This window comes from Pseudomonas sp. GW821-FHT07G10, from assembly GCF_059418545.1.
Genome location: NZ_JBWKQB010000037.1, coordinates 37,757 through 53,756 on the forward strand (window position 1 = coordinate 37,757; position 16,000 = coordinate 53,756).

A 16,000-nucleotide genomic window follows, 5' to 3' on the forward strand; every position below is an offset into this window, starting at 1 on the left:
TTGAATTGAGCCACGCTCGCGGCGCTGGCGCGAATAGTTAGAGTGCGACACTTGCTGGTCGAGTGAGATCAACTTCGATGGGCGCAATCTTGATGTCGCCCTTAGTGATCCATCGTTGGTAAAAGAAGCTTACCTATTTTGATGCGCCCTAGCCGTCCCCAAGTTTGAGCTTTGGGTAGTGCATAGTGTCGGCTTAAGCGAGGCCTAGCCAATGCTTAACCTCGCACACGTTCAGGAATTATGTCGATACAGCGCAATGCTGAGCATCGAAAGGCCTCGCTCGCAGTTTAAAAGCATGGTGCGGATACACTCCTCACTGCGTGAGAGGATTTTTGCGTCCCTCTGTAGGTCAGTATCGGTATGGTAGGTACTATCAGTTTTTAGTTGGTTTTTTTACTCGTTTCAACCTATCCTCAGGGACTATAAGATGCTTTGTACCTTCAGAGGCTCTGGGGAAGGGTTGAAAGCGGTTTGGTTAGGTTTTTAGGTGTTTGTAATTGATTTTTTTATTTTTCGCTGAAAATATTGGCTTGGTCTCATGGAGTTTGGATGAAATATTCGATTTTGGATGAGAAGAAGGAAGGCGACAAGACTTGTCTTTTGATCAAGGCAACGCTGTCAGATTATATGGAAACGCTTCCAGCGGACTATGCTGCGTATGACATACAGCGAGCGATAGTAAATAATATATACCTGGATGGTCTTGTTTATACGGTCTTGTCTAAAGGTCATATTCCGTCAATAACTCTTATTGCCGATGAGGATAGCTTTGATTCCGGCGGTGAAGTGCTAATAAATTTCAAGATTCTGGATGGGCTGCAGCGAACTCATCGCCTGAAAATAATAAAAAATACAAAGGATTTGTATTTGCGTAATTTGGAGGAGTTTTCGTCTGGGTTGACAGACTTTCAGCTTAAGAGGAAATTTAGGAAGGAGGTTTCCGAGATAGGATCAACCGGTAACATACTTGTCGCGATTAAATCTTTTTGCGAGAAGAATGGGCGAGAGGCGCTCGAGGATTGCTTCAATAATAATTATCAATGGTTCGAGTTGTGGGAGAACCTTACGCCGCAAGATGAGGTTAAGAAGATGCTTATGTTGAATGCTGGTCATAAGCCTGTGAATATAAAGCATCAGTTAGAGCTTCTATTTAATAATATTCTTCCTGTGATGGAGCAAGTTAAGTCAAGGTCGGTAGAGATAATTAAAGAGAAGCATGTTTCTTCATCGAATTTTAATAGTCAGCGACGTGTGGGGGTATACCACTTTTCGCATTTGATTTCGGCACTTTTGTCCTATGTCCAGAAGAAGCCTGTAACTACCAATTCTGATCTCGTTCAAAAAATGCAAAGCGACGAAGACAGTTACATGGCTTTGATGGAGCTATTTACGTATGAGTTTTTAGAGGACTTTCTAAGCTCTATAAAGTTTCTAGATGATAATGTTGCCGCTGTATATGGAAGTGAAGGGGTGTTATGGTTTGGTCGTGAAGTGACGTTGGCAGCGTTATTTGCTGCTATTGGACACGAGACCGATCATCTGAATAATATCAAAAATCTTGTGAGGCTTTTAGGGGCGAAGATAAGTCTCTGTAATTTATCTGAATACGAAGAATATCGAAAAAATCTAGATCCGGCAAAGGTGAACTTGGGGGGAGTAAATAAGCGTTATATTTTTAATGCGTTCACCGCATTCATTCGGTCTGATTTTAAAACCCCCATTGAATGGTCGTCTATTTTCGGTGGGGCGTCTTATGAAGAAAATTAATGCTCTATATGATTTTTTGATATCTCAAATAGACGTTCTTTGCTCGGAAGACAGTGCTGATATTGAAAATTATTGTGTTGGATTGAGTTTGGATCAAGTTTCTGTGTTCGACGGTTTTTGTGAAAGGCTTGGAGCGCATAGGGATGCGCTTTCCAGTTGTTTTCATGATGCTGAAATTTACTCTGAGTTTGGTGGATTGCATTCTACTTTTATTGAGTTTAGTTCAGCTTTTCAGACCTGCCCAATACTAGAGCTTGAGCGTATCAATTTTGTGCTTTGCGTTGCAAAAAAAATCGCTGGGTTCACCACGTCGGTTGCGGATGAGAATGTATTAGGCGGTCTTGATTTTTTTACCGCTAATCTGGATTATGATTCAAAGGCTTTTTCGACCAATATTCAAGATTTTGATCGCAATATTGTTTGGGTCAAGCTTTGTGATCAACGCTCACTCGACTCACTACTTGCGATGGTTAATAATGTTGAACTTCTCTATGTAGTATTGCTGCTCTCATCAAGGTTTGATTTTTCTCGACAGAATGATGTTGTAATTTGTCGTGAAATTAATGCGGTGGCGTCTTTTCAAAAGAGTGTTTTAATTTTATTGAAGCTTCATATGGTTTCTGTAGGAGAGAGGATTAATAAAGTTACTAGGTATCCATCGAGGCCTGTGAATTCCTCGATTAATAAGTTTGATCCGTCCCAGAAGTATGCTCAGTTTGTGGAGGTTGTAGGTATTCTCGGTGAATATATTGAGCGAGATGATGCGCTCTCTAAGTTTTTGTCAATATATCATGTTGTTGAGAATTTTATGTTTAGAGCTCCAATTGTAAAGTTGGAGCGCACGAATAGTGGTGCGATGTTTTCGATTCGCGATTTCAAAAGGCTTTATAAAGGAGTAGATGTCAATGAGCTTGGCGCACTCGAGGATTTAGTGAAGTCTGCTTTTTTATTAAATCATTCGTCGGCAAGTTTCGGTGTCTTTGTACAGCAGTCCTGGAGAAATTTTTTAGCGGTAAATACAGCGCACACTAGTGTTATAAATGACTTTTTGGTGAGGGTTCAAGGTCATGTGAGTCATTCTGGTGGTAATTTTTATAAGTTTTTTGCTTCTTTGGTTTACAGGATTAGATGCTCTGTCGTACATAATAAGGAAACGGAGTATCACATTTCTTCGGAGAACTATGCTGGTGGGTGTCGCCTGATTTTTGAAGGGTTTCTGCTTCCTATGTTGGAGGAGTTTGTATTTTTGCTTCTTTGTGAGGATAACCCTTTAGTCTGGTATCAGACACCTTCGATTGCTCTCTGGGATAATGCGTAGTTGGTTGTTGAGTAATGATGTAGCAAACAAAGTATTTCTTGCACAAAAAAAGCCCCGAGGAGCTCGGGGCTTTTAAATTTTTGATTTGTCGCGTTTAGGTCGGGAATCAATCCCAGCTCAAAGCCCCACCCGTCTGATACTCGATAACCCGAGTCTCGAAGAAGTTTTTCTCTTTCTTCAAGTCCATGATCTCGCTCATCCATGGGAACGGGTTGGTGGTGCCTGGGTACTCTTCCTTCAAGCCGATCTGCGACAGGCGACGGTTGGCGATGAATTTGAGGTAGTCCTCCATCATCGCGGCGTTCATGCCCAGTACACCGCGCGGCATGGTGTCGCGAGCGTATTCGATTTCCAGCTGGGTGCCCTGCAGGATCATCTGCGAAGCTTCTTCCTTCATTTCGGCGTCCCACAGGTGTGGGTTTTCGATTTTGATCTGGTTGATCACGTCGATGCCGAAGTTCAGGTGCATGGATTCGTCGCGCAGGATGTACTGGAACTGCTCGGCGACGCCGGTCATTTTGTTGCGCCGGCCCATGGAGAGGATCTGGGTGAAGCCGCAGTAGAAGAAGATGCCTTCCAGAACGCAGTAGTAGGCGATCAGGTTGCGCAGCAGCTCTTTGTCGGTCTCGACGGTGCCGGTTTCGAACTTCGGATCGGAGATCGAACGGGTGTACTTCAGGCCCCAGGTGGCTTTTTTAGCGACCAATGGGATCTCGTGGTACATGTTGAAGATCTCGCCTTCATCCATGGCCAGCGATTCGATGCAGTACTGGTAGGCGTGGGTGTGGATCGCCTCTTTGAGTGGCGAGTACGACGTCTACGAGATTTCCTACAGGTTAAAATGATTAGACCTTCACGCATCCTGAGGAAATCCTTCAAAGATGTAGGTCGCTCACGGGTAGATTTTCATCAACTATCTAGTCCTGAAATAGGTTTACACCTGTTCCACCCTATCGCCTGATAAGACGCATTCGGCGTTTGATATTTTAAAGATAGGTGGAGTCGCCCAAGGATGGCAATCGCATCGTCCAGGGCCTGGCTTTTGGCGATCGTTACGCGGGCGAGTCTCGGTAAGTCCCCGCCAACCCGACCTCGATTTCCCCGCTCCCTTTCAAGCGCTGCCCTCACTGGATGAGAGCAGCGCTGTCCAGGTAAGCAGCCGCTTACGAGTGTCGGCTCAACGGATTTTCCGCGCTGAAGGTAAACGTGAGTTGGCTGACGATTGCCATGGCCTTGGGCTGGATCGAGGCCCCGATCGGCCGATTCAGTTCGTCATTGACGCTGTGATTGACCAACTGCTCTTGCACCGCCCGTTCAAACTCGGCGCCGGTGGTGATCGGATAGCTGAACGTCACCCGCAAGCTGGCGCCTGGCGCAATCTTGACGTTGTCGGGGTTCCAGAACTGGACGGCCAGGTTGGCGGTGTACCCCGGTGGTAACGTGAACTGTGCGCCGGTCACGAGACCATCGGCCGGGATCGTCAGTGGGCCGAGCAGAATCGGCTTCTGGTTGGGGGCCACGGTGTCGCATAACAGGCTGGCCGTGGTTCCGGTCAGCCCGGTGGCCGAGATGGCAATACTGATGGGCGCCGACGTGAAGTTGGCTGGGACACGCAGTTGCTGGCGGCGTACCCACTGATTGCCTTCCACCATGGATTGATTGCGAAATCCGAAGGTGGGGGTCTGGCCAATCAGCTTCGCCAGGTCCAGCCAACCACCCACCGTGGGCACGGGGTTCGGCTGGTTCCCAGTGTTGACCTGGGCGATCAGGTTGAAATAACTGTCGAGATTGACCGGTGGCGGCGTCCATACAAACGCCTCCTGGCCGACCCCTATATGCCCCGGCGTTGCCGTGACTGTCGATGCCTCGCAGCCCAGGGCGGTAGAGAGCAGATTGCCCTTCCAAATGACCGGCAGCATGAAGACCTGTGCCTGGGCGTAGTACAAGGAGAACGAGTCCGTTGGCGTGGACTGGCTACCATTCATGCCACGCACGTAATAGTAGTTTTGCTGCGCCCCGAGGGGCTCGACATTGTAGGCCTTTTGCCAACTGTCTACGGAGCTGAACTCGTTCTGAAAATCCTTGACCGGAACATCGCTCTGAATGATATCGGGACAGAGCCCCAATGGCGGTGAAAAGGGCACGACGCCTTTGGAACTCAGGTTGTTACGCAGATAAATATCTTCGGCGCTCGGGGTACTACGGCTGAATAAGTTAACGACGGCTTCGCTCATGACGTGAACTCCTTGTTCGGTTATTTGATGCGCAGACCATCAGCGCCCAGCAACACAACGGCTCGTGGACGGATGTTGGCGTTGGTGGTACCACGATAGGCACTGTGCAACGCGTGGGACATCGCAAAGTCCACCAGCCCCCTTTGCAAAGCCTCTTCAAGTTCTTGAGGAGTGCCATCTGAGTAGTAAGCCGGGGTGACATCCATCGACGCGCCCGTTTGGGCTGCCGGCCCGTTGTTGCGATACAGGTTGAGTGTGAGGGTGGCGCTATAGCCCGGTTCGAGCCAGCAACGCACGCCGACGAAGTGACTAAGCGCGGGCATGGCGGTGTTGCCGATCGAAATAGGGTTGCCTTTGGCGTCGTTGCGGCTGCAGGAGAGGCTGAAGGTCCAGCCGTTGTTGTCTGTGTTAGGCGTGAACCCATTGTTCGTGACTTGCAAGGAATATTCCCGACTTCCCGGCGAGACATCGTCCGGGATGATCAGTTGAGTATTGATCTGTATCGTCGGTGACTGGGCGGAAGCCATGGCCACATTTCGCCAGCCAAATTGCAGGTTGTTCGTCACCAGGGTCGCCATGTCCAGTTGTGTCAGCACATCGGGAAATGGGTTGCTCTCATTGTTGAGCCAGGTAATCAGGCAGTAATGGCTGCTTCCGTCAGTAGGGGGTTGCGGGTTGGCCCAGACAAAAGTATCGGCGGCCACACCAATGTTGCCGGACCCCAGGTTGACCATGGACGAGGTATAGATCGGCGGTGTGCCGTCCGGATGGTCGAGATCGGTGGGAATGGCGAAGTTGGCCCAGTTTCCTGGCCACTGAATGGCGGCGCAGGGCACACCGTACAGCTGGACTTTGGTCGTGCGTGGAACCGCCGTGCCGTTCTTGCCCCGGACGTAGAGGTAGTTAGGGCCACCTTGAGTGATGGAGTCGCTGGACTGGGTCGCGTAGCTGGCGGCAGTAGCCAGCGCGGTCTGGTAATTGGTCACCGGCGTAAGTCCGGCAATCCAGATATCAGGACAGGCGCACAGAGGCGATCCCGCCGGCACGGTCCCCTGGTTACTCTGGTTAGGGCGCATGTAGATACCCTGGTTATAGGCACCCCGGAGGCTGGGCTGATCAGCCTGCGGTAGAACTGCCGGGCCGCGTAGCAAGCGCGAAAGGTATCCATGACCAACGGTGGCTGACTCTTTAGAGACTATTAACATGTCAAACTCCTTTTGACTCAGGCTGGGAGGATGGTGGTGCGCGTCGGCGCAACATCCTCGGTGGGTGGGTTGGTTGCGGCACTGACTGCCACCACGTTGAGCACCGTGGTGGACGTGTAGCAAATGGCATCCAGGGCGGCTTGCCCTGCGAGCGAGAAGCCCTCGGTGGCGGCGACCACTTGGGTCAGGCGCAGTGGCTTGCAGATTTCCGGGATGCACGGTACGACGTTCAAGGCCACGGTCGTGGCGCTCTGGCCAATGCACGCCGGGATAGCCGCTCCGAGATGACCGAGGCCATAAATGAAGGTGGCGACCACGCCCAGGTCGTCCTTGTTCTCAGGCATACGTTTCCATTGCGCGAGAAACACCATGTCCAGCACCAGACCGACCCAGGTATAGATCCACAGCGTGCGACCGGCGCCATCGGCGGTGGCACACCCTGGTGCACCGGCGGACAGGAACCACGGACAGCTGCAAATCTGAGCGGACAGCTCGAGCATATAAGCGACGTAGCCGACGATGGCAGGTGGTGCCTGCTCCGGCGGCATGCCATCGCCCAGGGCTGTCAGGGCTCCATAGAAGAAGTAGGAAACCGACCCCAGCACGCCCGTCACCAACGCCAGATCCCTGGGCAGGAAACCCGTCCAGACATCGTCGGTGATCCGGTTGCGCACACGGCCATTGGCCGATCCCAAGCCCGTGGCGACCAGCAGCCGCTGGGCATTGAAGGCTGTCTTGAAGTGCACGACACTGTCACTGTTCGGGAACGGCGCAGTGCTTTTGAGGACTTTGTAGAGAATCGTGCCCGGCACGGCCAGCACCAGCGCTACCAGGTCCAGGGTGGTCAACGCCGACCCGTTGGTAATCAGTCGATAGAGATCACTGACAAACGGAATTTTCCATTCGGCGTTCAGCAGGCCCTTGATGCTGGTCACCAATGACTGGACCAGTTGCAGCAGGGCATCGACCACGGCCTGGACACCGGACAGTATGGCCTGGAGCACCCCTTCAACGACGCTCATCAAGGCCGCCAGCAACTTGCGGAAAATCTGGTCCGGGTTGGTTCCCAGGTCCGACAGGTAGGTCAGGGCATCGGCAAAGGCCTGGGAGGCTTCGGTGACGTCGACGAGGGTCCCGAGCTTGGCGATGAAATCACTGATCGGGTCGCCCAGTTCGTTGGCCAGCATGAAGGTTCCCTGGGCGGACGTTGCGGAGGACGCATTGTTCACCAGGCCGTTGTAGATGATGTTGTTGGCCACCGACTTGCTGGTGGCCGGATCATCCGGGGTGTTTGCCTGCTCATACCCTCCGAGGCTGTGGCTACCTGCAATGGTGGTCTTGGCCTGGTTGAACCATTGCTGCAACTGGCCCTGCAACGTATTAATCCCGGTATCCACCTTGTTCTGGATACCGCCGGCCGCGCCGGCGAGAAAATCGAACCCCGTATTGACGATGTGAGCCAGTGCATCGTGGGTGCGCAAAATGTCATTCCAGTTGAACAGGAATGCCAGCCACTCATAGAGCTCCTGGAAGAACACCTTGACCGCCGCGAACACCGATTCGGCCAGGTCAAAGGCTTTCTCCACCGTGTCGATCAGGGTCTCGAACAGATACGTCACGCCATTGACGATGAAGTGGAAAGCCGCCTGGATCCCGGCTGCCACCTTGCTGACGACATAGTCGACCACTTCGATGATGCCTTGGGCGACTCCGGCGATGAAATCGCCGATATCTTCCAGCCAGCCGAACAAACCTGCCGAAATCGCGCTGCTGCGCAGATACAGAAGCTCGCTATGGGCGGTTTCCGCCGACAGATCGGTAAACACCAGCTGACCGTTTTGCACCGACAGCCGCCAATGTTGATCCGGCACCTCTGCGCGATCGAAAGTCTGCGCCAGCTGCGCAGTGTCCGAGCGTAGAGAGACACCCGCTCTCGGACGGCGAGGGTCAAGGTAAGGGGTGCCTGTCTGCGGCAACATGAACGCAGAATCGGTCAGATTCATGCAGCGGTTGACTGCCTCGGCTACCGCGTTGGCGGTCTCCTGTTTATGGTACTGGCCAGTCAACAAGGGAGTGCCATTCGCCAGCTTGGCATTCATCAGCTCGTTTCCATCGGCCTTGCGCAATGAGTCCTGGACCTCGGCATTTTGCCGTATCTCGATGGACTCGCCCGGCGACATCAGAGTGGGGACATTGATCAGTATCGCGGGAATCGCCAGCGCATCGGTTTGCTGGGCAATGGACAAGACGCCGGCGTTGTTGGTGAGCACTCGGACCGGGCGCCGGGGCGTGACGTAGTAGACACTGCCATTGATGGCCAGGCGCGAAGGCTCGGCCGTCCACACCTGGACCGGTGTTTCCACCAACGGCGTTCCAAGCTGACTGAACAATGCCACATCCGTGCTGTAAGACGCGAAGTCCTCGATGCTGCCGCTGGCCTGAATCTCCAGTTGCGCGATTTCCCAGTTACTGCTCAGGGTTTCACGGGTCAGGTGCACGACCGTATTTTGTTGCGCCTTGAGGGCGAACACTTCAATACCGCCATCATCCAGCGTCGCGCAAAACGACTGGGCGCCCTTGAAAATGGGGGCTGGAGGCAACCAGCCGATAGTCGTTTGGGTTGACTGGATCGTGTGGTGCAGGGTGTTGTCGGTCCCCAGCAGCAAGCCATTGATCTGCGGGCGGGAGGGCAGCAAGGAGACTTGCTTGAATGAAGCACCGATGCTCATCTGCGCCCAGCTAAAGGGCTGCGCACCTCCACCGACCAATGTGTAGGCATTACCGTCGGCGAGGATCGCCAGAACCTGGGTATTGCCCGCCGAGTCAGTGGCGGCCGCCACATCGATGGTGCGGAAGCTGGCGGCGATCCGTGGGCGAACGACCTGCCCGGAACTGACGACATATTGCAGGATGATCGTGTCGTAGACACTGTAGGCGGCGGTGACGTCGGCACTGCCGGTCCAGACCGCATTCAGGGTCTGGATCTGCAAGGTGGTGCGGTTCAGGGTCGTTGGCGCTTTACTGTCCCAAATGCCGTAGCTGAAGTTGTAGGTTATGCCCACACTGCCGGCCGTTTCGACCAGGACGCCGATGTACAGCTTGCCGCTGATCTGCGCGGTGGAGATCTTGGCAATGCGCCGAGCCTTGGACGGCAAGGGCACGTCGATCAACCTGGCCGGCGACCAGCGCGTTGCGGATTGAGGTTGTTCTACGGTGTAGAGCAGGTTGGTTCCCTGAGCCACGAACAGCACAATGTTGCCCGAAGGGGTGACGCCGGTGGCGATGACTTCACCGGCCAGGCCGGTCTGGGTTGAAGCGCTGGCCGTTTCACTGTTGGGGTCGGGGTAGATGTTCCAGACCAAGGTGTCTGTTCCACTGGTGAACAGTTCCACGTTGCCCTGTCCGTTCATGATCGCCGACGCCGAGCTGCCGCCATGAACGGCGCTGGCAATGCGGTAGTTCTGCATGAACCTGGATTCGGGAACGACGGTGACGGCTGTTTGAGGCGATGAGTGTGACGGTGACCTGTCCATGATTTCTCCTGAGTGTGGTTCCATCCGAAGGAGAGCGTAGTGAGAAAAGTCTGGGGCGTAATATCAATTTGAAATTGGTCGTATGCCGTTCTTTCAGTGATTTTCCAGTGGCTAAAAATTCACTGTTTTTTCCGGCTATTGAAATTACCGCGTGGAAATCGTCTTCGGGCACAGCAGCAAAAAGCGGATTGTCGGGTGTTGTCCGGTTTTGATTTCCGGTCTCGGCGCAAGCCGCTTTCTGATAAACCATCTCCCATAAAAAAGCCCTGAACAGGTTCAGGGCTTTTTGATTTTTGCGATTTGCCGATTCAATTCATGAGCGGCAGATCGTGGCCAGCTCCGGGAATCAATCCCAGCTAAGCGCGCCACCGGTTTGATACTCGATAACCCGAGTCTCGAAGAAGTTTTTCTCTTTCTTCAAGTCCATGATTTCGCTCATCCATGGGAACGGGTTGGTGGTGCCTGGATACTCTTCCTTCAAACCGATCTGCGACAGGCGACGGTTGGCGATGAATTTGAGGTAGTCCTCCATCATCGCGGCGTTCATGCCCAGTACGCCGCGCGGCATGGTGTCGCGAGCGTATTCGATTTCCAGCTGGGTGCCCTGCAGGATCATCTGCGAAGCTTCTTCCTTCATTTCGGCGTCCCACAGGTGTGGGTTTTCGATTTTGATCTGGTTGATCACGTCGATGCCGAAGTTCAGGTGCATGGATTCGTCGCGCAGGATGTACTGGAACTGCTCGGCGACGCCGGTCATTTTGTTGCGCCGGCCCATGGAGAGGATCTGGGTGAAGCCGCAGTAGAAGAAGATGCCTTCCAGAACGCAGTAGTAGGCGATCAGGTTGCGCAGCAGCTCTTTGTCGGTCTCGACGGTGCCGGTTTCGAACTTCGGATCGGAGATCGAACGGGTGTACTTCAGGCCCCAGGTGGCTTTTTTAGCGACCGATGGGATCTCGTGGTACATGTTGAAGATCTCGCCTTCATCCATGGCCAGCGATTCGATGCAGTACTGGTAGGCGTGGGTGTGGATCGCCTCTTCGAACGCCTGGCGCAGGATGTACTGGCGGCATTCCGGGTTGGTGATCAGGCGGTACACGGCCAGTACCAGGTTGTTGGCAACCAGGGAGTCGGCGGTGGAGAAGAAGCCCAGGTTGCGCATCACGATGCGGCGCTCGTCGTCGGTCAGGCCTTCCGGATCTTTCCAGAGGGCGATGTCGGCGGTCATGTTGACTTCTTGCGGCATCCAGTGGTTTGCGCAGCCGTCCAGGTACTTCTGCCAGGCCCAGTCGTACTTGAACGGTACGAGTTGGTTAAGGTCGGCGCGGCAGTTGATCATGCGCTTTTCGTCGACGGCAACACGGGCGGAAGCGCCTTCGAGCTCGGCCAGGCCTTCGGCGATGTCGAGGTTATCGAGAGCAGCCTTGGCGCGGATGATGGCGGCGGAGTCGGTGGCGGTTACGGCGCGGGCTTCTTGAGCTGCGGCACCACCGGCGCTGTCGAGGCGGTCCATGTTGGCTTCAGAAGCGTGGCCGGCGTTGGCGCCTTTGGCGGCGACTTCACCGTCCTCTTTGTCGAATTCGTCCCAGCTCAGCATGACGTGTCGTCTCCTGCGTGAGGGCCAGATTGCCCGTGTGAAAAACACTTATGGTGGGTGTTTCACACGACCTGCTGGCCGCGTTGGATCTAAAGGAATCGTTTGTTGCAGCACTACGCAGGCAATAAACAGAAATGTGTACGGGTGTTCTGAAGTCGCTGAGGGGTGGAGATGACGTCGTCAGCTCCTGCGGTGGCCTCAGCGTTGCTTTCATCCTCCTGTAAGGGGATGTTGCGGGCCCGATTTACCGCGGCATTATAGGTGTTTTTTTGCTTTTGTGGTGCGACGAAGTGGCATAGGGATCGACTGTCGAGGGGCTTTTTAAGGCGGAGCAAGGGTTTATAGGGCTTTGACCGCAGGAGATTTTTTTTTGCCTGGGGCCATGAGTTTTTTGTATTGGAGGAAGGGAGGTCATCGAGTTGTGTCGTCAGGTCGGTGGAGCGGCGTTGCAGCGGTAGTTGCAGAGAGTTTGGCGGGATTGGGTGAGGGAATTGTGTTCGGTTCGGGTGGTGGATTGTTTTTGAGATTGACCGCTGCGCGGTCATCGCGGGCAAGCCTCGCTCCTACGGTTTATGGTTTATGCGGTGTTACGGGGTTTTTTGGGTATCCAGAAACAACTAAGCCCGGCCGAGGCCGGGCTGTGACGTCGCGCTCAGCTATTAGCTGAGGCGGCTGGCTTCGGTGCGGTCGTAGCCGTCAGCGGCGACGGTGGCAGAACCGGTGCGGTCGTAGCCGTCAGCGGCGACGGTGGCAGAACCGGTGCGGTCGTAGCCGTCAGCGGCAACAGTGGCAGCACCAGTGCGGTCGTAGCCGTCAGCGGCGACGGTGGCGGAACCAGTGCGATCGTAGCCGTCGGCGGCGACGGTGCGGTCATAGCCATCGGCAGCAAAGGTGTTGGCAGCCAGTACGGAGAGGGTCAGGGCGAGGATCAGTTTGGTTTTCATGAGGGTAGCTCCGGGTGTTGTGCGTTTTGTTCAGTGGGTGTGAAGCTCATACTACTCGGACTATTTCGATTAAAAAGCGCAAATAAATGCTTAAAACAATCGTATAAATCGATGTGTAGTGCTCGACGTTCCTTGCACTTGCGGCCAGAAGGTCGCAGCGCGGTAGATCAAGCGGTAAAGAATCAGGTGAGTGCGAGTGCCTTGGTCGCACTTCTATTGGGCGATGCGGTGCAACAGTCCCAGGATCGGGTGTGCATCCGGGCATCTTTGCTGCAAGAGTGATTTCTTGCGGCCGGCAGTGGTAAAGAGTTCTGGGTCTAACGTGGGCGATTAACCGTTAGAGCAACCATTGCCCATCACGCTGTATCGCAGAATATGCCGTTGGCCTTTGGAGTCTTCATATTCCATGCGGGCCGGTACAACTTCACAAACATTGGGGATTTCGCTCATCGATACAACTTTGGCGATGTCCAGGTCGGTTGAGTAGGTGTATTCCTCCACCGGCATTTGCTGGCTGGCAGCGTCTGTCGCGATCTCATCAGCCATGGCGGTGGCGCAAAGGCTACTGAGGGACAGAACTAATAAAGCTTTCATATCCATATTACCTTTCTAGGGTCGTGAGGGAGCACGCAACCCTTTTGAGGTTGCGTGTGGAGCTTGAACAGAGAACCTGGATTAACGTGCCTTCGTGGGGGCTGTAACGTGGTTAATCACTTTGCCGTTGTTGGCGAGGCTGATTTTAAGCGGGGGAATGTCATTCATATAGCCGTGCTTTTGATAAAGACTATTGGCGGTTTTTGTAACAATCACCCGAAAACGACCTCAAGGGTCCTGAAACAAGCATTTTCAAAGGGGTAAAAATCGCGGTATGCGCCGGTTTTGAGCGGCTTGAGGGGCAAACACGACATTTTGTAGGGTCTTGTTACTACCATCGTCGAATGGTTCTATAGGCCCGCCCCGGCTACAACTGGGGCATACAACAACTACAACTATGTCACCGAGGTAAGAAAGATGAGTGCGGCTTCTCTGTATCCCGTTCGTCCCGAGGTTGCGGCCAACACGCTGACTGATGAGGCGACCTACAAGGCCATGTACCAGCAGTCGGTGGTCAACCCGGACGGCTTCTGGCGCGAGCAAGCCAAGCGCCTCGACTGGATCAAACCTTTCACCACGGTGAAGCAGACTTCCTTTGATGATCACCATGTCGACATCAAATGGTTTGCCGACGGCACCCTGAACGTTTCCTATAACTGCCTGGACCGTCACCTCGCCGAGCGTGGCGATCAGGTGGCAATCATCTGGGAAGGCGATGACCCTGCCGAGAGCCGCCACATCACCTACCGCGAGCTGCACGAAGAAGTCTGCAAGTTCGCCAACGCCCTGCGTGGCCAGGATGTGCACCGCGGCGACGTGGTGACTATCTATATGCCGATGATTCCCGAAGCCGTGGTCGCCATGCTGGCGTGTGCCCGGATCGGCGCGATTCACTCGGTGGTGTTCGGTGGCTTCTCGCCGGAAGCCCTGGCCGGTCGGATCATCGACTGCAAATCGAAAGTGGTGATCACCGCTGACGAAGGCCTGCGTGCCGGCAAAAAAATCTCGCTCAAGGCCAACGTCGATGACGCGCTGACCAACCCGGAAACCAGCAGCATCCAGAAGGTCATCGTGTGCAAGCGCACCGGTGGCGACATCAAGTGGAACCAGCACCGCGACATCTGGTACGAAGACCTGATGAAAGTGGCGGGCACCGTGTGTGCGCCGAAAGAAATGGGCGCTGAAGAAGCGCTGTTCATCCTTTACACCTCAGGTTCCACTGGCAAGCCGAAGGGCGTGCAGCACACCACTGCGGGCTATCTGTTGTACGCCGCGCTGACCCATGAGCGGGTGTTCGACTACCGCCCGGGCGAAATCTACTGGTGCACCGCCGACGTCGGCTGGGTCACCGGCCACACCTATATTGTCTATGGCCCGCTGGCCAATGGCGCGACCACTCTGCTGTTCGAAGGCGTGCCGAACTACCCGGATATCACTCGGGTGGCGAAGGTCGTCGACAAGCACAAGGTCAATGTCCTCTACACCGCGCCGACCGCGATCCGCGCGATGATGGCCTCGGGCAAGGCTGCTTTCGAAGGCGCCGATGGCAGCAGTCTGCGTCTGCTGGGTTCGGTCGGTGAGCCGATCAACCCGGAAGCCTGGGACTGGTACTACAAAAACGTCGGCCAGTCGCGCTGCCCGATCGTCGATACCTGGTGGCAGACCGAGACCGGCGCCACGCTGATGAGCCCGCTGCCGGGTGCTCACGCGCTCAAGCCGGGTTCCGCAGCACGACCATTCTTCGGTGTAGTGCCGGCGTTGGTGGATAACCTGGGCAACATCATCGAAGGCGCTGCCGAGGGTAACCTGGTGATTCTCGATTCGTGGCCAGGCCAGGCACGCACGCTGTATGGCGACCATGACCGGTTCGTCGACACCTACTTCAAGACCTTCCGCGGCATGTATTTCACCGGTGACGGTGCGCGTCGCGATGAGGACGGTTACTACTGGATCACCGGTCGTGTGGATGACGTGTTGAACGTTTCTGGTCACCGTATGGGGACCGCCGAGATCGAAAGCGCGATGGTCGCTCACCCGAAAGTCGCCGAAGCGGCGGTGGTGGGTGTGCCGCACGACATCAAGGGGCAGGGCATCTATGTCTACGTCACCCTCAACGGTGGCGAAGAACCGAGCGAAGCGCTGCGTCTTGAGTTGAAGAACTGGGTGCGTAAAGAGATCGGTCCGATTGCTTCGCCGGATGTTATCCAGTGGGCGCCGGGCCTGCCGAAAACCCGTTCGGGGAAAATCATGCGCCGTATCCTGCGCAAGATTGCCACCGCCGAATATGACGGTCTGGGCGATATCTCCACCCTGGCAGATCCTGGTGTGGTGCAGCATTTGATCGATACCCACAAGACCATGAACGTCGCCTAAGGCGAGTTCAGCGTCATCGAGCCTCATTCGGTGTTGAGCCGGGTGGGGCTTTTTTGCGTTGATCGTTCCCACGCTCCCGCGTGGGAACGCATCCTGTGACGCTCTGCGTCATCTCTACAGCGGACGCAGAGCGTCCGGGGCGGCATTCCCACGCAGAGCGTGGGAACGATCAAGACCATGAACGTCGCCTAAGGGGAGTTCAGCGTCATCGAGCCCCATTCGGTGTTGAGCCGGGTGGAGCTTTTTTGTGAGCCGGGGTTGATCGTTCCCACGCTCCCGCGTGGGAATGCATCTTGTGACGCTCTGCGTCATCTCTACAGCGGACGCAGAGCGTCCGGGGCGGCATTTCCACGCAGAGCGTGGGAACGATCAAGACCATGAACGTCGCCTAAGGCGAGTTCAGCGTCATCGAGCCCCATTCGGTGTTGAACCGGGTGG

General features: G+C 54.7%; 9 protein-coding genes and 1 pseudogene. 3 read left to right on the top strand and 7 right to left on the bottom strand.

The window, feature by feature from the left end; genetic code table 11:
- Nucleotides 1–549: 549 nt before the first annotated feature.
- Complete coding sequence (locus tag AC07O1_RS27405; RefSeq protein ID WP_495090813.1) at nucleotides 550–1,767, top strand: hypothetical protein; 1,218 nt, start codon at nucleotides 550–552, stop codon at nucleotides 1,765–1,767.
- Nucleotides 1,754–3,085 carry a hypothetical protein gene (locus AC07O1_RS27410; protein WP_495090814.1) on the top strand — a complete coding sequence of 444 codons (1,332 nt, stop codon included), beginning with the start codon at nucleotides 1,754–1,756 and terminating at the stop codon, nucleotides 3,083–3,085. The genes AC07O1_RS27405 and AC07O1_RS27410 overlap by 14 nt, the downstream gene beginning before the upstream one ends.
- Before the next feature lie 106 nt (nucleotides 3,086–3,191).
- Here the strand turns inward: AC07O1_RS27410 and AC07O1_RS27415 are convergent.
- From AC07O1_RS27415 to AC07O1_RS27445, 7 genes and pseudogenes are all read right to left on the bottom strand, one after another.
- A pseudogene (locus AC07O1_RS27415) lies at nucleotides 3,192–3,884 on the bottom strand (ribonucleotide-diphosphate reductase subunit beta); the annotation flags it as partial.
- Between the two features lie 364 nt (nucleotides 3,885–4,248).
- Nucleotides 4,249–5,319 (bottom strand): hypothetical protein, encoded by a 1,071-nt coding sequence (locus AC07O1_RS27420; protein WP_495090815.1) that lies wholly within the window; start codon nucleotides 5,317–5,319, stop codon nucleotides 4,249–4,251.
- A 20-nt stretch (nucleotides 5,320–5,339) separates the two neighbouring features.
- Nucleotides 5,340–6,524: a hypothetical protein gene (locus tag AC07O1_RS27425; protein ID WP_495090816.1), complete on the bottom strand. Its 1,185-nt coding sequence runs from the start codon at nucleotides 6,522–6,524 to the stop codon at nucleotides 5,340–5,342.
- A 17-nt stretch (nucleotides 6,525–6,541) separates the two neighbouring features.
- On the bottom strand, nucleotides 6,542–10,057 hold the full coding sequence (locus AC07O1_RS27430; RefSeq protein ID WP_495090817.1) for a phage tail family protein: 3,516 nt from the start codon (nucleotides 10,055–10,057) through the stop codon (nucleotides 6,542–6,544).
- Between the two features lie 346 nt (nucleotides 10,058–10,403).
- Nucleotides 10,404–11,651 carry a ribonucleotide-diphosphate reductase subunit beta gene (locus AC07O1_RS27435; RefSeq protein WP_494992722.1) on the bottom strand — a complete coding sequence of 416 codons (1,248 nt, stop codon included), beginning with the start codon at nucleotides 11,649–11,651 and terminating at the stop codon, nucleotides 10,404–10,406.
- Nucleotides 11,652–12,310: 659 nt separating this feature from the next.
- Nucleotides 12,311–12,595 carry a hypothetical protein gene (locus AC07O1_RS27440; protein WP_495090818.1) on the bottom strand — a complete coding sequence of 95 codons (285 nt, stop codon included), beginning with the start codon at nucleotides 12,593–12,595 and terminating at the stop codon, nucleotides 12,311–12,313.
- A gap of 330 nt (nucleotides 12,596–12,925) precedes the next feature.
- Nucleotides 12,926–13,189, bottom strand: coding sequence for a DUF2790 domain-containing protein (locus AC07O1_RS27445; RefSeq protein WP_495090819.1), 264 nt, complete (start codon nucleotides 13,187–13,189; stop codon nucleotides 12,926–12,928).
- 417 nt (nucleotides 13,190–13,606) lie between these two features.
- On the opposite strand from AC07O1_RS27445, the gene acs reads away from it, so the two are divergent.
- Nucleotides 13,607–15,562 (top strand): acetate--CoA ligase, encoded by a 1,956-nt coding sequence (acs, locus tag AC07O1_RS27450; protein WP_494992725.1) that lies wholly within the window; start codon nucleotides 13,607–13,609, stop codon nucleotides 15,560–15,562.
- Nucleotides 15,563–16,000 lie beyond the last annotated feature (438 nt).